The organism is Frondihabitans sp. PhB188, assembly GCF_003752365.1.
Lineage (GTDB): Bacteria > Actinomycetota > Actinomycetes > Actinomycetales > Microbacteriaceae > Frondihabitans.
This window is the reverse complement of the sequence record NZ_RJUO01000002.1, coordinates 669,010-685,553: the sequence shown is the minus strand read 5'-3', so window position 1 is coordinate 685,553 and position 16,544 is coordinate 669,010. Positions and strand designations below refer to the sequence as shown.

General features: G+C 70.9%; 22 protein-coding genes and 1 tRNA gene. 16 read left to right on the top strand and 7 right to left on the bottom strand.

Annotated elements, in window-relative coordinates:
- Positions 1 to 5: 5 nt before the first annotated feature.
- Positions 6 to 656, bottom strand: a complete 651-nt coding sequence (locus EDF46_RS08110; protein ID WP_123505752.1) for an NAD(P)-dependent oxidoreductase — start codon at positions 654 to 656, stop codon at positions 6 to 8.
- 62 nt (positions 657 to 718) lie between these two features.
- Here EDF46_RS08110 and EDF46_RS08105 point away from each other — a divergent pair, with 62 nt between their 5' ends.
- Both EDF46_RS08105 and EDF46_RS08100 read left to right on the top strand, forming a co-directional pair.
- Positions 719 to 1,318 (top strand): TetR/AcrR family transcriptional regulator, encoded by a 600-nt coding sequence (locus EDF46_RS08105; RefSeq protein ID WP_123505751.1) that lies wholly within the window; start codon positions 719 to 721, stop codon positions 1,316 to 1,318.
- Between the two features lie 237 nt (positions 1,319 to 1,555).
- Positions 1,556 to 3,739: a sensor histidine kinase gene (locus tag EDF46_RS08100; protein ID WP_123505750.1), complete on the top strand. Its 2,184-nt coding sequence runs from the start codon at positions 1,556 to 1,558 to the stop codon at positions 3,737 to 3,739.
- Positions 3,740 to 3,776: 37 nt separating this feature from the next.
- Here the strand turns inward: EDF46_RS08100 and EDF46_RS08095 are convergent.
- Positions 3,777 to 3,847 (bottom strand) — tRNA-Gly (locus EDF46_RS08095).
- Positions 3,848 to 4,011: 164 nt separating this feature from the next.
- Between EDF46_RS08095 and EDF46_RS08090 the strand changes: the two genes are divergently transcribed.
- Together EDF46_RS08090 and EDF46_RS08085 are read left to right on the top strand one after the other, a co-directional pair.
- The gene (locus EDF46_RS08090) at positions 4,012 to 4,536 is read left to right on the top strand and encodes an NADPH-dependent FMN reductase (protein ID WP_123505749.1); all 525 of its coding nucleotides are present in this window, start codon (positions 4,012 to 4,014) and stop codon (positions 4,534 to 4,536) included.
- Between the two features lie 2 nt (positions 4,537 to 4,538).
- Positions 4,539 to 5,060, top strand: a complete 522-nt coding sequence (locus EDF46_RS08085; RefSeq protein ID WP_123505748.1) for a flavin reductase family protein — start codon at positions 4,539 to 4,541, stop codon at positions 5,058 to 5,060.
- A 52-nt stretch (positions 5,061 to 5,112) separates the two neighbouring features.
- On the opposite strand, the gene EDF46_RS08080 is transcribed toward EDF46_RS08085, so the two are convergent.
- From EDF46_RS08080 to EDF46_RS08070, 3 genes are read right to left on the bottom strand one after another with little or no spacing between them, the layout of a single operon-like run.
- The gene (locus tag EDF46_RS08080) at positions 5,113 to 5,421 is read right to left on the bottom strand and encodes a hypothetical protein (protein ID WP_123505747.1); all 309 of its coding nucleotides are present in this window, start codon (positions 5,419 to 5,421) and stop codon (positions 5,113 to 5,115) included.
- On the bottom strand, positions 5,418 to 5,981 hold the full coding sequence (locus EDF46_RS08075; protein WP_123505746.1) for an Asp23/Gls24 family envelope stress response protein: 564 nt from the start codon (positions 5,979 to 5,981) through the stop codon (positions 5,418 to 5,420). Before EDF46_RS08075 ends, EDF46_RS08080 begins: the two co-directional genes overlap by 4 nt.
- Positions 5,978 to 6,559, bottom strand: coding sequence for an RNA polymerase sigma factor (locus tag EDF46_RS08070; RefSeq protein ID WP_123505745.1), 582 nt, complete (start codon positions 6,557 to 6,559; stop codon positions 5,978 to 5,980). Before EDF46_RS08070 ends, EDF46_RS08075 begins: the two co-directional genes overlap by 4 nt.
- Positions 6,560 to 6,692: 133 nt before the next feature.
- Between EDF46_RS08070 and EDF46_RS08065 the strand changes: the two genes are divergently transcribed.
- From EDF46_RS08065 to EDF46_RS08045, 5 genes are read left to right on the top strand one after another with little or no spacing between them, the layout of a single operon-like run.
- Positions 6,693 to 7,205 carry an Asp23/Gls24 family envelope stress response protein gene (locus EDF46_RS08065; RefSeq protein WP_123505744.1) on the top strand — a complete coding sequence of 171 codons (513 nt, stop codon included), beginning with the start codon at positions 6,693 to 6,695 and terminating at the stop codon, positions 7,203 to 7,205.
- Positions 7,202 to 7,393: a DUF2273 domain-containing protein gene (locus tag EDF46_RS08060; RefSeq protein ID WP_123505743.1), complete on the top strand. Its 192-nt coding sequence runs from the start codon at positions 7,202 to 7,204 to the stop codon at positions 7,391 to 7,393. The genes EDF46_RS08065 and EDF46_RS08060 overlap by 4 nt, the downstream gene beginning before the upstream one ends.
- The gene (locus EDF46_RS08055) at positions 7,390 to 7,872 is read left to right on the top strand and encodes a hypothetical protein (protein WP_148061170.1); all 483 of its coding nucleotides are present in this window, start codon (positions 7,390 to 7,392) and stop codon (positions 7,870 to 7,872) included. Before EDF46_RS08060 ends, EDF46_RS08055 begins: the two co-directional genes overlap by 4 nt.
- Complete coding sequence (locus EDF46_RS08050; RefSeq protein WP_123505741.1) at positions 7,869 to 8,441, top strand: DUF6286 domain-containing protein; 573 nt, start codon at positions 7,869 to 7,871, stop codon at positions 8,439 to 8,441. Before EDF46_RS08055 ends, EDF46_RS08050 begins: the two co-directional genes overlap by 4 nt.
- Positions 8,438 to 9,046: a hypothetical protein gene (locus tag EDF46_RS08045; protein ID WP_123505740.1), complete on the top strand. Its 609-nt coding sequence runs from the start codon at positions 8,438 to 8,440 to the stop codon at positions 9,044 to 9,046. Before EDF46_RS08050 ends, EDF46_RS08045 begins: the two co-directional genes overlap by 4 nt.
- Positions 9,047 to 9,057: 11 nt before the next feature.
- Here the strand turns inward: EDF46_RS08045 and EDF46_RS08040 are convergent, their stop codons facing one another.
- Entirely contained in the window at positions 9,058 to 10,017 is a 960-nt protein-coding gene (locus EDF46_RS08040; protein WP_123505739.1) for an NAD(P)H-quinone oxidoreductase, read from the bottom strand.
- Between the two features lie 169 nt (positions 10,018 to 10,186).
- Between EDF46_RS08040 and dcd the strand changes: the two genes are divergently transcribed.
- Complete coding sequence (gene dcd / locus EDF46_RS08035) at positions 10,187 to 10,798, top strand: dCTP deaminase (RefSeq protein ID WP_123505738.1); 612 nt, start codon at positions 10,187 to 10,189, stop codon at positions 10,796 to 10,798.
- Here the strand turns inward: dcd and idi are convergent.
- On the bottom strand, positions 10,795 to 11,373 hold the full coding sequence (gene idi / locus EDF46_RS08030; protein ID WP_123505737.1) for an isopentenyl-diphosphate Delta-isomerase: 579 nt from the start codon (positions 11,371 to 11,373) through the stop codon (positions 10,795 to 10,797). The two genes, dcd and idi, sit on opposite strands and share 4 nt — an antisense overlap.
- A gap of 19 nt (positions 11,374 to 11,392) precedes the next feature.
- Here idi and EDF46_RS08025 point away from each other — a divergent pair, with 19 nt between their 5' ends.
- The 6 genes from EDF46_RS08025 to EDF46_RS08000 are packed head-to-tail and all read left to right on the top strand — an operon-like array spanning position 11,393 to position 16,451.
- Positions 11,393 to 12,487, top strand: a complete 1,095-nt coding sequence (locus EDF46_RS08025) for a polyprenyl synthetase family protein (protein WP_123505736.1) — start codon at positions 11,393 to 11,395, stop codon at positions 12,485 to 12,487.
- Positions 12,484 to 13,338, top strand: coding sequence for a phytoene/squalene synthase family protein (locus EDF46_RS08020; protein WP_123505735.1), 855 nt, complete (start codon positions 12,484 to 12,486; stop codon positions 13,336 to 13,338). The genes EDF46_RS08025 and EDF46_RS08020 overlap by 4 nt, the downstream gene beginning before the upstream one ends.
- A complete protein-coding gene (gene crtI, locus EDF46_RS08015) occupies positions 13,335 to 14,924 on the top strand; it encodes a phytoene desaturase family protein (protein WP_123505734.1) in 1,590 nt (529 codons plus the stop codon). The genes EDF46_RS08020 and crtI overlap by 4 nt, the downstream gene beginning before the upstream one ends.
- Positions 14,924 to 15,268, top strand: a complete 345-nt coding sequence (locus EDF46_RS08010; RefSeq protein WP_123505733.1) for a lycopene cyclase domain-containing protein — start codon at positions 14,924 to 14,926, stop codon at positions 15,266 to 15,268. The genes crtI and EDF46_RS08010 overlap by 1 nt, the downstream gene beginning before the upstream one ends.
- Positions 15,265 to 15,585 (top strand): lycopene cyclase domain-containing protein, encoded by a 321-nt coding sequence (locus tag EDF46_RS08005; RefSeq protein ID WP_123505732.1) that lies wholly within the window; start codon positions 15,265 to 15,267, stop codon positions 15,583 to 15,585. The genes EDF46_RS08010 and EDF46_RS08005 overlap by 4 nt, the downstream gene beginning before the upstream one ends.
- Entirely contained in the window at positions 15,582 to 16,451 is an 870-nt protein-coding gene (locus tag EDF46_RS08000; RefSeq protein ID WP_233579935.1) for a prenyltransferase, read from the top strand. Before EDF46_RS08005 ends, EDF46_RS08000 begins: the two co-directional genes overlap by 4 nt.
- Positions 16,452 to 16,544 lie beyond the last annotated feature (93 nt).

The window sequence follows — 16,544 nt, the reverse complement described above, 5'->3', positions numbered from 1 at the left end:
CCCGGTCAGCGCCGCCGGTAGGTGCTGCCGTCTGCGGTGTGCACGGCCGAGTCGTCCAGGAGCGTCCGCAGGTTGTAAGAAGCGCAGTCGACGAACGTGCCGATGCTGATCCGGGAGCTCGATCGGCGGAGCTCGCCCTTCGATGGTCCGTCCGAGCCGATGCCGGCGCGGTGAACCATCCACTCGATGTCGCGGGCGTCCTGGTCGAGGTAGCGCATCACGGCCTCGTTGTCTTCGTGCTGACCGATGTAGCTCCGAGCTATCGTGTTCCGCACGAGCCGGAGCACCAGGGGAAGTCGCGTGCCCGGAGCCGCGCTGAGACCCCCGGCCTGGTACAGGAGTCGCCGTGTGCCGGCGCGGCGCATGGCGGGGACGAGCAGGCGCACGAACGTCGTGTTCACCTGTCGCTCGCGCTGCGCGGCGGCATTGCCGAGCATGATCACGACAGCGTCGATGCCGTCGAGCAGGGCGTCGAGGTCGAGGTCTCCGTCTACGGAGCCCTGAACCACCTCGAGCTCCGGGTGGGTGCTCCTGAGCTTTCCGGGTGTTCTCGCGAGCACCCGGACCCGGTGCCCCGCCTCGAGGGCGAGTCGCGTGAAGTGCTGTCCGGTCTGCCCGGTGCCACCGAGCACGAGGAGCGAGGGATGAGTTGTCATGTGCTCAATCTAGGCGGTGTCTAGAAAATAGGCAATGACAGGATCAGGGTTACGATTGCGGCATGACGCAGAAGCCCTTCCATCACGGGAACCTGCGCGCGGTCCTGCTCGACGAGGCCACGATGGTCCTTCGCGAGTCGGGGGTCGACGGCCTCTCCCTCCGCGATCTCGCTCGCCGCGCCGGCGTCAGCCACGGTGCGCCGCGGAGCCACTTCGTCGACCGGCAGTCGCTGCTCGATGCGCTCGCGGAACTCGGTTTCGACCGCCTCACCGTCGCCGTCCGAACGGCACTGGGTGGCGCGGGAGACCTGTCGGCCCGCTTCGGCCGCGTCGCCCGCGCCTACGTCGACTTCGCCATCGACGACGCCGCGCTGATGGAGCTGATGTTCCAGGCCAAGGCGACTGGCAGACCCGGACGGATCGAGGAGGCCGCCGGCGCCCTCTTCAGCACGCTCGACGGTGCCCTCGGGGCGCGGTCGGCCGAGGGGGACGACGAGTCACGAGACGTCTTCAAGATGCTCTTCGCGGCGACGATGCAGGGGATCGCAGCACTCGTCGCGTCCGGGCGCATCGAACGCGCGCAGGGGGACCGCCTCGTCGATGCGGCCATGGAGACGATGCTCGGATCGGCACTCGGAATGCGGGCCGTCACCTCATCCTGACCGCGTGGCCAGCCAGGAATCAGGCGCTCTGCGCAGCGTGAACGCAGCCCAGACCCGTTCTGGGGTGTCGCCTCCGGGCTCGGGTCGACGTAGCGTACCGAGGTGCCCGAGCCTCACCCAGATCAGTCGGCCGATCTGTCATCGTCCCTTCGCAGGATCCCGCCGTCGCGCCCCGCCGCGACGAGTACACGACCTGTCAGCAGCACGGCGCCACTCCGGCTCGGGGTCGAGCGAGGCATGGCCGCGACGCTGGCCATCGTCGCCGGCCTGCTGGTGCTCCTCGCCCTGCCCGAGTACGTCGGGGATCACAGGCCCGACCGCTTCCCTCTCCTCGTCGTGGCTCTCTGCCTGGCGGGGTCGATGGTGGCGCCGCTGCCCCTCGCACTCGCGCGGAGCACGGGCCTGCTGCGGACGGGGCTCTGGCTGCCGGTGGCCTCCTACGTCGCGCTCCTCGTCGTGGAGCCCTTCACGCTCCGCGACCCGCTGCCGCTGGGATCGACGCCATGGCTCCTCGGCCTGTCTCTGATCGCCTTCAGCTGCACTGCGCTGGCCGAGTCGAACCCGTTCCGCGCCGGCGTCATCTGCCTCGGGATCGACGCGGCTCTGGCCGTCGTCTACGCCGACAGGCTTCCCATCGCCCACACCCTGATCACCAACTTCGGACTCCTCCTGCTGGCGGCGGGCCTGATCGCGGGAGTCCGGGCGCTGCGCGCGCGGGCGGATCGGGCGGACCAGGCCGAGGAGCGGGCGCGGATGCTCTTCGAAGACCACCAGCGCCAGGGCGCGCTCGAAGCCGAGCGTGTCCGCACGGACGCGCTGCTGCACGACACGGTTCTCGCGGCACTCCTGGCTGCGGCCGGCAACGACGCGCCGGACCGTGCTGCCGGCATGGCCCGGGCGGCTCTAGATATCGTGTCTGCCACCAGCACTCGCCCGCAGACGCCACCGCGGATCGCCTCCCTCGGCACGGCACTGTCGAACGCCGAGGCCGATCTCGCCCGCTTCCGTGGTGTGGCCACCCTCGACCTGACCCGCCTGGACGCCCTGGAGCTGCCGTCCGAGGTGGCGGAGGCTCTCATCTCCGCGACCGTGCAGGCTCTCCGCAACAGCGTGACCCATGCCGGGCCGTCCGCCCGGCGGACCGCTGCAGGCTCCCGACTCGACGACGGCGGCCTCCGGATCACCGTCTCGGACGACGGATCCGGCTTCGATCTCGGATCCATCCCACAGGAGCGACTCGGCGTCCGGGTGTCGATCCTGGAGCGCGTGCGTCACGTCGGAGGGTCGGCGAGCATCCACTCGGCACCGGGCGAAGGCACCACCGTCGTCCTGGAGTGGCACCCCGATCGCGCCCCGTCGCCGCTCACCCGTCGACCGGGCGAGTCGTTGTTCACCGTCATCCCGCGGCGCGTCCTCTATCGAATCCTCGGCGCCCTGATCGTCGTGGCATCCCTCATCGCGACACTCGACGCCCTTCTCGTCACCCACGCGTACGCATCGGTCGCAGCATCCGTCCTCGGCCTGAGCATCCTGCCCGCCCTCGTCCGGGGAGCACGGCGCGGAACGATGTCGAACCGCGCCGCCTGGGTGACCACGGGAGTCGGGGTCCTCCTGTGCTGCATCGCGACGATCGGGCTCGATGCCGCCGACTTCGACTCGGCGTCCATCGCCCGATTCACCTGCGGGGTCCTCGCGGGGGCGGCCATGGGGTGGATGGCGGGCCGCAGGCTCCCGCCCCTCATCACCATGGGCGCCCTCGTGACGCAGATCACCCTGTGGGCGGGCCCGTCCGGTGTCATCCGGCTGGGCCTCGCCGGCGAGATCGTGATCGTCGTAGCCGGGCTGCTCATCCACCACGCCATCCGCAAGGTCACGGCCGCGGCCGAGGTCGCAGCCAGGCAGCACGAGGAGCTGACGATCCAGCAGGCCGAGCTGGACGCGTTCGACACCGAGCGCCAGCAGCGACTTCAGCACGCCGGGAACACGGCCGCGCCGATCCTCCGCCACATCATCGCCGTGGTCGGCCGACTGGGCGAGGATGCCCGTACCGAATGCCGCGTGCTGGAGCAGGCTCTCCGCGACGAGATCCGCGGCCGCAGCCTGCTCAACGAGGCCGTCCGCCAGGTGGTCTCGGCTCATCGCCGCCGTGGCGCGCTCGTGCAGATCCTCGACGACGGCGGTCTCGACGGCCTCGATCCTGCCGCCCTCGACCTGCTCTTGGACGACGTGGCTCGGCACCTCGAGCCCGTCCGGTCGAGCCGCATCATCATCCGGACCGGCCGCCCCGAATCCGACACCGCCATCACCATCGTCGCCTCGACCCCCGACGAGACGGCCGCCGCCCTCGGCCTCGACGCCGACGACGAGGTCGACCTCTGGGTCACGATCCCGCATCCGGAGGCCGTCGAGCTCGCTGCCTGAGGACCCGCCGACACAGCGACGCCGAACGACCAGAGAGAGCGAGTGACGGGAATCGAACCCGCGCTATCAGCTTGGGAAGCTGAAGTTCTGCCATTGAACTACACTCGCGCACCGCCGAAGCGGAGCAAGACTACGCCGAGACGCAGCCCGTCAAGCATACCGAACGGCACGTGACCCCTGAGAACCCACGGCGTAATGCAGGCGTAATTCGCGAGCCACGCAGGCGAAATGCGCCGGGCGAAGACTGAGCGCATCCCAGTCAAGGAGCATCCATGATCGTCACAGTCGTCGCCGGCAACCCCAAGCCGGCCTCCCGCACGCTCGAGGCCGCCCGCCATGTGGCCGAGTCGATCACCGGCCGAGCCGCCGACAGCGAGGTCGACGTGGTCACTCTCGGTCCTTCTCTGCTCGGCTGGGGCGACGACACCGTGAAGGCAGCGGTCGAGCTCGTGGCCGGCAGCGACCTCGTGATCGTGGCCTCGCCGACGTACAAGGCGAGCTACACGGGTGTGCTCAAGTGCTTCCTCGACCAGATCGACGGGGCCACCGGGCTGAAGGGCGTCACGGTCGTGCCGCTCATGCTCGGCGCGGGGCCGACTCACGCCCTCGCTCCCGAGCTGCTGCTCAAGCCGATCCTGGTCGAGCTGGGCGCCACCGCTCCCGCGCAGGGCCTGTATCTGAACGAGAAGGCCTACGCCGACGAGGGCGCGTACGGCGGCTGGCTCGACAACTGGAGAGACATCGTCCTGGCATCCGCATCCGCCACCCTCGCTTCGTCTGCCTCGGGCAAGGAGTAGCCATGACCACCACCACGATCCACGACCTCGTCGAGGTCGGCACGCCCGATGCCGCAGCAGCGGTCAAGCTCGCATTCGGCTCGTTCCCTTCCGGTGTCGCGGCGCTCGCGGCCGAGGTCGACGGAGTCAGGGTCGGAATGGTCTCGTCGTCGTTCAGCGTCGGCGTCTCGTTCGACCCGCCGATGGTGATGTTCTCGGTGCAGAACTCCTCGACGACCTGGCCGATCCTCAAGCAGGCGGGCAGGATCGGCATCTCGATCCTGGGCTCGGCGCACGACGAGGCCTGCTACCAGCTGTCGAGCCGCAGCCGGGACCGCTTCGCCGGCCTCGACCTCCACGAGCCCGAGTCCGGTGCGATCTTCGTGAACGACGCCACCGTGTGGCTCGAGTGCGTGGTGCGCTCCGAGATCCCGGCGGGCGACCACCACGTCGTCGTGCTCGAGGTCACGTCGCTGCGCGTCGGCGACCAGACGGAGCCGCTCGTCTACCACGGCACGCGCTTCCGACGGCTCATCGCCGTCTGACCTCGCAGAATGCCAGGGGCGCAGGAACTCGCGCCCCACCGCCGCCGGGCCCCTAGCCCAGCGCGACGATCCTGACGTCGACGCCCGGCCCGGGCGCCCCTCGCGCGGCCAGATGGTCGAGTACCGCCGCCGCGACCGTGCGCGCCACTGCGGGCCCCGAGTGCTCGGGCCCCACGGCGACGTCGAGCTCGACCCTCGTCTGCGTCGCGGATAGGGCGACGGCGACCTGCGGTGTCGTCTTCGTGACCGTGCCGATGACGCTCCGGGCGAGCTGGGCGAAGCCCGGCCGCGGGTAGATCGCGGCGACGCCGGGAACGGAGCGGACGACCGCGGCGAGGTCGTCGGCGAGCGTGTCGGTCATGCGGCACCTCCGCCGAGCTGGTGCACGTCGCCGACGATCACGTCGACGCTGTCGACGACGAGCTCGGTCTGCGCGAGCAGGCGGGTGGCCACCGCTTCGCGGACCTCGTCGGCCATCGCCGGCACGAAGATCCCGCGGAGGGCGCTGATGGTGACTTCGACGTGAATCGGCGCGCCGGGCTCGGCGAGCGGACCGTCGAGACCGCAGGAGATGACCACGGCTCCGGGCACCGAGTCGCCGGCCTCGCGGATGAGGCCGCGGACAGCCCCCTCCGTCAGATGCAGCGTGCTCTGCAGGTCGGAGGAGACGAGAGGGATGTCGCGGCCGCTCCGCGCCTCGCGTCTGACGCGTTCCATGACGCCGCCGAACCAGCTCGGGTCGGCGAGGCTCTCCTGGGTGCCCTCGTCGGCGACCAGCCGGCTCGACAGGGCCCGGAGGCGCTGCAGCACTGCGAGCTGCCCGGCGTTCTCGGGAACCTCCTCGATCGAGGGGTCGTAGGGGATCCGGCCGGAGTCCAGGTAGTCGGCCAGGCGCTCGAGGGTGACGGTCTCGTCGCTCATCGCCAGGCCTCCATCTCTGTGGTCAGTGTCTCTCTCGCCCGGGCCAGCTGGCCTCGGGCGGCGGTGGTCGTGATGCCGAGGTGCTCCGCGATCTCGCCGTACGACTCGCCACCCACCTCGCGGAGGATCCAGCTCTGCCGCTGGAGCGGGGGCAGGCGGTCGAGCGCGCGGCGCAGGCCGGCCATCGCGTCGTCGGTCTGGGCGATGCGGGCCGGGTCGCCGTGGTCGTCGACCGGCAGCCGCGCCGAAACCGCCTCGTCGTCGATGTCGTCGGACGGCTTCCTCGCCCGCATCAGGTCGAATGCCTTCCGCGAGACGATCCGCATCATCCATCCCCGGACCGTATCCGGCGTGGTCAGGTTGGGCAGCTCGCGCCAGATCGCCACCGAGGCCTCCTGCACGGCGTCGGACGCATCGTGCTTCGAGCTCGTGAGGCGCACGGCGTAGGCGGTCATGAGGCCAAGGTGCCGCCGCAGGAGCACCTCGAAGGCGCGCGCGTCTCCGTCGGCCGCCCGGCGAGCGAGCAGCCCATCGGAGGCCTCGGCCAGCGACGGCGCGGGCGGGGGAGCGAGGTTCACCCCCTCAGACAACACCCCGGTTCCTGCAAAAGAAGTTTTTCGAAGAAAGTGCGTGACGTTTTCGGGAGTGGATGCGTCTCATTGTTACGCGGCTTCACGCCGCCCCGGACTCTCACCCCAGAGGAGCACCATCATGGCCGACAAGCCCACCGTCCCGACCGCTACCGCCACCCCGACGCCCACCGCCACTCCGGCGGCCGGCCGCGTCGACAAGGTCGCCACGCCGGTCACGACCACGACGACCGCCACGGGTGCGGCCACCTCAGGCAAGACCGTCATCGCCGACAGCGTCATCTCGAAGGTCGCCGGCATCGCAGCCCGCGAGGTTCCCGGTGTGTTCGCTCTGGGTGGCGGCGCCGCCCGCGCGTTCGGCGCCATCCGCGACGTGATCGGCTCGACCGACCTGTCGCAGGGCGTGCGCGTCGAGGTCGGGGAGACCCAGGTCGCCGCCGACGTCACCATCGTCGTCGAGTACCCGACGCCGATGAACGCCGTCGCCGAGCAGGTCCGTGCCGCGGTCGCCCTCGCCATCACCGACCTCGTCGGAATGCAGGTCGCCGAGGTCAACGTCGCGATCAACGACGTGCACATCCCCGGCGAGGACGACGACGACGAGAGCGTGCCCGCCGAGAGCCGCGTGCAGTGAGCGCGACGACCACGGGCATCGTGATCGGCGCCGTCCTCGGCGTCGTCGCGGTGGCCTTCGGCTTCTGGGCGCTCGTGCTGGTGGCCGTGTTCATCGCCGTCGGCGCCCTCGTCGGCCGCGTGGCGGCGGGCGAGCTCGACGTCTCCAGCCTCGCCGACGTGCTCCGCGGACGGCGCTCGTCCCAATGACAGACCCCCAGGCCGCCGCTCCCGTCGATGGCGACGGGGCGGCTTCGAGCGGGTGGTCGTCGGGTCCTGATTTCCCGGCGGCCACCTCTGCGCACCCCGGTGGCATTGACCACCCGATCGGCATGCGCGACGTCCCCGGGCGGGGGCCCGTGATCCCGGGTCATGTCAGCATCGCCTCCCGCGCCCTCCAGCGCGTCGGCGGTGCCGTCGTGGCCGAGCAGCTGCTCGTCGAGCGGCGTGACGTCCGGGTCGACGCGCGCGACGACGACGGCAGCCTCGCTCTCCGCGTCTCGACGCCGATGACGATCCCCCCGCTGACAGCCGTACCCGCCGATCAGGTCGGCGTGGTCGCCACGATCACAGCGCTCCAGGAGACTCTGACCCGTCGCATGGCCGAGGTCACGGGGCGCTCCGTCTCGCGCGTCGATGTCACCGTGACCGGCAGCCGCCTCCCCCTCACGAACGGACGACTCTCATGAGCTCCCTCAACCGGCGGATCCTGCGCCGCGAGACCCATTCATCGCGCTCCGGAGCGACCGTCGTCGTCCTCGTCGTTCTCGCGCTCGTCGCCGCCTACGTCGGCCTGGAGGCCGTCTACGACGCCCTCGGCCGGAAGCCGCTGCTGTTCTCGCCGCTGGACGTGCTCGGCTCGCTCCTGACTGCGGCGACCACCCAGGGCGGCCTCGTGATCGCAGCCGGCATCGTCACCGGCCTCCTCGGCCTCGTGCTGCTCGTCATCGCGCTCACGCCCGGCCGCCGCGGCCGCCACACCCTCGACGATCCGCGCCTCGCCGTGGTCGTCGACGACCAGGTCGTCGCCGCGTCGCTCGCCCGCACCACCCGTGTCGCCGCCGCTTTGGCGCCGGGCCAGGTCAGCGCCTGGGTCTCGCGTCGTGAAGCCCGCGTCACGATCACGCCCGCATCCGGTGCGCTGGCCGATGTCGAGGCCGTGCAGGCCGCGGCGTCCGACGAGCTCGCGGCCGTCGGGTATCGTCCGGCCGTCACCGCCGACGTCCGCGTCACCCGATCAGGAAAGCTCGGCGCATGACCTCCACCAATCGTCCTCTCAACCGGCTCTTCCTCGCGGTCGTCGGGCTCGTCTTCCTCGCGGTCGGGGCCTTCCTCGTCGCGGCGGCCCTCCCCGGCCGGTCGGTCGTCCGGGACTGGATCGGCCGCGCACGCGACGCCCAGGACACCGCGCTGAAGTCGTCGGCCATCGGCCAGCCCGCACCCTTCGACGGCAGCTACCTGCCGTGGGGACTCGCAGTCGTCTGCCTCGTCGTCGTGCTCGTCGCCGTCATCGCGGCGATCGCCCGCGGCGGCGGACGCACCGATCGCGTCGTCGAGGTCGACGAGCCCGCGGGGCGGATCGTCGTCTCGTCGCAGTTCGCTGAGACCGCACTCGTCGACGCGCTCCAGCCGCGCCGCGACATCGCAGCCGTCTCAGTCGCTTCGTACCAGCTCAAAGGAGCGCCGGCACTCAAGCTGCGCCTGCGCCTGACGGCCGGGTCGTCGCCGGTCCCCGCCGTGCGGGCGGCCTCCGAGGCCGTCACCGGGCTGGACGCCGTGCTCGGCGGCCCGCCCCTGCCTGTGCTCGTCGAGGTCGTGGGGGCGTCGCCCGTGCGACCCGGCGCGGACTCGCGCGTCAGCTAGATCCGCCCGCGTCAGACGCGCAGCAGCAGCTTGCCGACGTGGCCGCCCTCCTCCATCCTCCGATGGGCGAGGGCGGCTTCGTCGAGTGAGAACACCGTGTCGATGATCGGACGCACGACGCCCTGCTCGACCAGTGGCCAGACGTACTCGCGCAGGCCGCGGATCACCTCGGCCTTCTTGGCGACGGGGCGCGACCGCAGAGTGGTGCCCCAGACGCGACCGCGCTTGGCCATGAGCGCGCCGAGCTGGAACGTCGACGCGGCGTTGCTCTGATTGGCGATGACCATGATCCGGCCGCCGGTGCGGAGAGCTGCGATGTTGCGCTCGAGGTAGTCGCCGCCCACCAGGTCGAGGACGACGTCGGCGCCGCCGAGTTCCTGCGCCTTCTCGACGAAGTCGGCCTCGTGGTAGTCGACGGCGGTCGCACCGAGCGACTCGCAGAAGGCGACCTTCGCCGCCGAGCCCGCCGTCGCCAGCACCCGGGAGCCCAGCGCCGTGGCGATCTGGATCGCCATCGTGCCGATGCCGCTCGAGCCGCCGTGCACGAGCAGCGTCTCGCCGGGCTGGAGCTGCGCGCTCTGGAACACGTTCGACCAGACCGTCGCCGCGGCCTCCGGGAGGCCGGCCGCCTCGACGAGGTCGACCCCGTCGGGCACCGGTAGGACGAGGCGCGCGTCGACGGCGACCCGCTCGGCGTATCCGCCGCCGGCGAGGAGCGCGCAGACGCGGTCGCCGCGGGCGAAGGCGGTGTCGCCGGGGTCGGCGATGGTGCCCGACACCTCGAGGCCGGGCCACTCCGGCGCGCCGGGCGGCGGCGGGTAGTGGCCCTGGCGCTGGTTGACGTCGGCGCGGTTGACGCCGGCCGCGACCACGTCGAGGACGACCTCGCCGGGGCCCGCGGTCGGGTCGGGTGCCTCGCCGGGCGTGAGGACGTCGGGGTCGCCGGGCTCGGAGATCAAGATCGCTCGCATGGGATGATCCTGCCCCGTGCTCGCCGTCGAGAACTCAGGTTCGGTGCGCGGCGCCGCCGGCGGGGCACGTGCCAAGCCCCGCCGGGCCTGCACCGCCCCTGAGTTGCCAACGGCCGCCCCGCCCGCACCGCCCCTGAGTTGCCGACCGCCGCCCCGCTAGGCTGGCCGGGTGCTGCTCTCCGACCGCGACATCAAGGCCGAGCTCGACCTCGGGCGCATCGGGCTCGACCCGTACGACCCGAGCCTGATCCAGCCGTCGAGCATCGACGTGCGGCTCGACCGCTTCTTCCGGCTGTTCGACAACCACAAGTACCCGTTCATCGACCCGGCCGAAGACCAGCCGGAGCTGACGCACCTCGTCGAGGTCGACCCCGACGAGCCGTTCATCCTGCACCCGGGCGAGTTCGTGCTCGGCTCGACGTACGAGCTGGTGACCCTGCCCGACGACATCGCGGCGCGCCTCGAGGGCAAGTCGTCGCTCGGCCGTCTCGGCCTCTTGACCCACTCGACCGCCGGCTTCGTCGACCCGGGCTTCTCGGGGCACGTCACCCTCGAGCTCTCGAACGTCGCCACCCTGCCGATCAAGCTGTGGCCGGGTATGAAGATCGGGCAGATCTGCTATTTCCGGCTGTCCTCGCCGGCCGAGAACCCCTACGGCTCGTCGATCTACGGCTCGCGCTACCAGGGACAGCGGGGCCCCACGGCGTCGCGGTCCTTCCAGAACTTCGTCCGCACCGACACGGGTGCGGCACCGTCAGCGGCGAAGGACGCACAGGCTTAGGCCGAGTGCGGCCACTGCTCCAGCTGCCACCCCAGCCACGGCGACCACGCGAACGGCGCGGCCTCGACGGAGGCCTGCAGGTCGGCGGGCGAGATCCACGCCCACTCGGCGACCTCGTCGGGCGACGGCGCCGGGACCCCGACGGCCACGGCGGTGAACACCGGGCAGATCTCGTGCTCCACGACGCCCGAGGCGTCTACGGCGCGGTAGCGGAAGTCGGGCAGGATGGCCTCGACCTCGGCGACCTCCATCCCGAGCTCCTGGCTTGCGCGGCGGCGGACCGCCTCGGCAGGCGTCTCGCCGGGCGCGGGGTGGCCGCAGAAGGAGTTGGTCCAGACGCCCGGCCAGGTCGCCTTCGTCAGCGCACGACGGGTGACGAGGATGTCCCCCGTCTCCGGATTCGTCACGTGGCAGCTAAAAGCCAGGTGAAGCGGGGTTTCCGTCGTGTGGACGAGGGATTTGGGGTACGTGCCGACGGAGTTTCCGGCCTCGTCGACCAATACCACCAGCTCATCGAGGTCGTGTGCCACGGAGGCCGTGGTCGGCTGAGGAAGTGCCTCGGATTCGGGTCTCATTGCGCTGTAGTCTGCCCTAATGGAAGGTGATCACGCGCTCGCAGAGCTGCAAGCGGTGGGCGGGGGTCGCGCCTCCGACACTACCGAGCGGGTCGACGAGGTTCTCGCCGGGTTCTTCCAGGGCGCAAAGCGCCGGGCCGCCCGACTCGGGCCCCGCTACGTCGACCTCTGGAACGTGCTCGAGCGCAACTCGGCCGGCGGCAAGCGGTTCCGCCCGCGCATGGTCGTCGCCGCCTACGAGGGCCTCGGCGGCACGGACGCCGACGCGTGCGCCTCGGTGGGCGCGGCGTTCGAGCTGCTCCACACGGCGCTCATCGTGCACGACGACGTCATCGACCGCGACTTCTCGCGCCGCGGGATCCCCAACGTCTCCGGCAGCTACCGCGACACGGCGACGACCGCCGGCATCAGCACGCCCGCGGCCGAGCACCGCGGAATGTCGGTCGGCGTGATCGCCGGCGACCTCGCCCTCACCGGAGCGTCGCGTCTCATGCTCGAGGTCTCCTGCGCCGCCGGGGTCCGCGCGCAGCTGCTCGACGTGCTCGACGAGGCCGTCTTCGCCAGCGCCGGCGGCGAGCTGCTCGACGTCGAGCTCAGCCTCTCGCCCGAGGTCCCGTCGGTCGACGAGGTGCTCGAGATGGAGCGCGCGAAGACCGCCGTCTACTCCTTCGAGGCTCCCCTCATGGCGGGCGCTCTGCTCGCCGGCGCGGCACCCGACGTGGTCGTCGCCCTGCAGTCGTTCGGTCGCGAGATCGGCATCGCCTACCAGATCGTCGACGACCTCCTCGGCGTCTACGGCGTCGAGACGGAGACCGGCAAGACCACGCTCGGCGACCTCCGCGAGGGCAAGCGAACCGTCCTGATCGCGCACGCGGCGACGACCGACGACTGGTTCGCGATCCGGCCCTTCATCGGCAAGTCCGACCTGACCCTCGACGAGGCCGAGCACGTCCGGGCGCGGCTGGAGTCGTGCGGGGCCAAGGCCGCCGCCGAGCGCCTCGTCGACGAGCACGCCCGCCGAGCGCTGGCGATCCTCGACTCCGAGCTGATCACCGCCGACCTCCGATCGGTTCTCCACCCCGTCGTCGACACGGTTCTCGAGCGGACCCGATGACCCGTCTCGCCCTCTACGACCGGGTCGCCCACGAGGCCTCGGCCGACGTCATCCGCCGCTACTCGACCTCGTTCGGGCTCGCCTCGCGGCTCCTCGGCGCCGACGTCCGCGCCCACGTCGAGAACATCTACGCCCTCGTGCGGGTCGCCGACGAGATCGTCGACGGCCCCGCGGCCGAGGCGGGGGCCGACCCGGCCGAGTGCGAGCGCATCCTCGACGAGTTCGAGCGCGAGACCGAGCAGGCCATCGCCATCGGATTCAGCGCCAACCTCGTGGTCCACGCTTTCGCGGCCACAGCCCGAGAGACCGGCTTCGCGCAGGAACTCACCGCCCCGTTCTTCGCCTCCATGCGACGTGACCTCCACGCCGCCGAGCACGACCAGGCGTCGTTCGACCTGTACGTCTACGGGTCTGCCGAGGTCGTCGGCCTCATGTGCCTCCGGGCGTTCCTCCAGGGCCGCACCTACGACGCCCGCACCCTCGTGAAGCTCGAGAACGGGGCGCGCGCTCTGGGTGCGGCGTTCCAGAAGGTGAACTTCTTGCGCGACCTCAGCGACGACTTCGAGACACTGGGCCGCAGCTACTTCCCGGGGGTCGACCCGGCGAGCTTCAGCGACAGCGAGCGCGACCGACTCGTCGCCGACATCGACGCGGACCTCGCGGTGGCACGCGAGTGCCTCGAGTTCCTGCCGTCGTCATCCCGGCGTGCGGTCGCGCTGGCGCTGGGCCTCTTCGCCGAGCTGAACCGCCGCCTGGCCGTGACGCCGGCGGTCGAGCTGATGCGCACCCGGATCCGCGTGCCGAACCCCGTGAAGCTGCGCATCGCGGCGCGAGCGGCGGCCGGACTGTGAGCGGCAAGACGGCCGTCGTCATCGGCGGCGGCATCTCGGGTCTCGCCTCGGCCGGGCTGCTGGCGCGCGAGGGGTACGCGGTGACCGTGCTCGAGAAGGCGGGCGCGGTGGGCGGCCGGGCGTCGACGTGGGAGTCCGACGGGTTCCGCTTCGACATGGGGCCGAGCTGGTATCTGATGCCGGAGGTGTTCGACCACTTCTTCCGGCTGATGGGCACGACGGCCGAGGCCGAGCTCGACCTGGTGCCGCTCGACCCCGGCTACCGGGTGTACTTCGAAGACGGCGAGCCGATCGACATCCCGCAGGGGCTGGCCGAGAACCTCGAGCTGTTCGACCGTCTCGAGCCGGGCGCCGGAGAGCGGATGCGCCGGTACCTCGCTTCGTCCCGCGAGACGTACGACATCGCGAAGGAGCGCTTCCTCTACACGAGCTTCGGCAGCCTGCTGCCGCTGCTGCGCCGCGACGTCCTGACCCGCCTGCCGAAGCTCGCGCGCCTGCTGCTGCAGAACCTCGACTCGCTGGTCGGGAAGACGGTGAAGGAGCCGCGGCTGCGGCAGATCCTCGGGTATCCGGCGGTGTTCCTGGGCTCGTCGCCGTACGAGACGCCGAGCATGTACCACCTCATGTCGACGCTCGACCTCGACGACGGCGTGCAGTACCCGATGGGCGGCATCGCGGCGGTCATCGCGAGCATCGAGAAGCTGGCCCGCGAGGCCGGTGTGACCATCGTGACGGAAGCCGAGGTCACCCGGATCCGCACCACGGCCGGCCGGCGTCCGCGAGCCACCGGCGTCGACTGGGTCGACTCGTCTGGCACCGCGCGATCCACCTTCGCCGACGTCGTCGTCTCGGCGGCCGACCTGCACCACACCGAGACGGCGCTGCTGCCGAGCGAGCTGCAGACGTACGGCGAGAGCTACTGGGCCGACCGCAACCCCGGCCCGAGCGCCCTTCTGATGTACCTCGGCGTCGAGGGCGAGCTGCCCGAGCTCGAGCACCACACGCTGTTCTTCTCGAGCGACTGGCACGACAACTTCGGCCGCATCTTCCACGAGCCGAAGAGCATCCCGGCGCCGCCCTCGCTCTACGTCTGCAAGCCGTCGATCGTCGACCCGGCCACGGCGCCCACGGGACAGACGAACCTCTTCGTGCTCGTGCCGCTGCCGGCTCAGCCGGAGCTCGGGCGCGGCGGGGACGGGCTCGATGCCGCCGGGGGCGCCTCTGCCGTCGACAACTCAGGCTCGGTGCAGCTCGAGCGGCTCGGCGACGCTGTCATCGAGCAGATCGGCGCCTGGGCTGGCGCACCGGACCTGAGTTCTCGAATCGTGCTCCGTCGCACGCGCGGCCCGCAGGACTTCGTCGACGACTACAACTCGTGGTCGGGCAGCATGCTCGGCCCGGCGCACACGCTCCGGCAGAGCGCGATGTTCCGCGCGGGCAACGCCTCGAAGCGGGTCCGCGGCCTGCACTACGTCGGCGGATCGGTGCGGCCCGGGATCGGGCTGCCGATGTGCCTCATCAGCGCCGAGGTGCTCCTCAAGAACCTCCGGGGCGACACCTCGACCGAGCCGCTTCCGGAGCCCTGATGGGCGTGCTCTACCTCGTCGGCCTCCTCGTCGCCCTGACGGGAATGGTCGTGCTCGACCGTCGCTTCGGCCTGTTCTTCTGGCGCGACGCCCGCCGGGCCGCCGTGGTGCTCCCGGTCGGCATCGCGTTCTTCCTGGTCTGGGACCTCCTCGGCATCCGGAGCGGCATCTTCTTCCGCGGCGAGACGTCGTTCATGACGGGCCTCCAGATCGCACGGGAGCTCCCGGTGGAGGAGGTCTTCTTCCTCGCGCTGCTCTGCTACCTGACGATGAACCTCGCCGCCGGCATGCCGCTCGTGCTGTCGGCAACTCAGGGTCGACGCACGCGGGGGCGGCGCTCGTGAGCTACTGGGCGCTCAACGCGTTCTTCCTCGGAGCCGTCGCCCTGGCGGGGATCGCGGCCGCGATCACGCTCCGAGCGCGTCGGGCTCGCGTGCACGGCTCCTGCGTTGTCAGCGCGGCGCTCACTGTCGGCGTGCTCCTCGTGATGACCGCCGTCTTCGACAACGTCATGATCGGCATCGGCCTCGTCGGCTACGACTCCGGGAAGATCAGCGGTGTGTTCGTCGGCATCGCACCTCTGGAAGACTTCGCGTACGCCGTCGCGGCGCTCGTCCTGCTGCCATCGCTGTGGGTGCTGCTCGAGAGGAGGCCGAGGTGAAGGCGCTCTTCCCCGTGTCGCGCCCGCTGAGCTGGGTGAACACGGCGTTCCCCTTCGCGGCCGCGTACATCCTCACCGGGCTCGGCTCGGACGGCGTGAACTGGATCATCGCGATCGTCGGCATCGTCTACTTCCTCGGGCCCTACAACCTGGCGATGTACGGCATCAACGACGTCTTCGACTACGAGAGCGACCTCCGCAACCCGCGCAAGGGCGGCGTCGAGGGCGCGATGGTCGACCGCAGCTTCCACGCCACGATCCTGCGGGCCGTGGTCGTGACGAACGTGCCCTTCCTGGTCTTCCTCGTGCTGGTCGGGCATCCGCCGAGCTGGGCGGTGCTCGCCGTGAGCATCTTCGCCGTCATCGCCTACTCGCTGAAGGGGCTCCGGTTCAAAGAGCGGCCCTTCCTCGACTCGATGACGAGCAGCACGCACTTCACGAGTCCCGCTGTCTACGGACTCGTTCTCGCCGGCGCCACGTTCACCCCGCAGCTCTGGGCGCTGCTCGGCGCCTTCTTCCTCTGGGGGATGGCGAGCCACGCGTTCGGCGCGGTCCAGGACGTCGTCGCCGACCGCGAGGGCGACATCGCCTCGATCGCCACCGTCATGGGCGCGGCCTGGACCGTCCGATTCGCGTTCGCCGCGTACGCGCTCGCCGGCGTGCTGATGCTGTTCACCGCGTGGCCCGGCCCGCTGGGGGCTCTGCTGGTGGTGCCGTACCTCGTGGCGGTCGCACCGTTCTGGAGCGTGGCCGACGCCGAGGCCGAGTCGGCCAACCGCGGGTGGCGCCGGTTCCTGGCCATCAACTTCGCGTGCGGATTCCTCACCACGATGCTGCTGATCTGGTGGGTGGCTCTGGGCCCCTGATCGTCGTTTTCCGACAGTCGCCCATCGATTTGGCCGGGAACGGCTCCGCAGTGCCAGCCTTAAGGTCTGTTCATCTCAACCCAAGGAGAATCG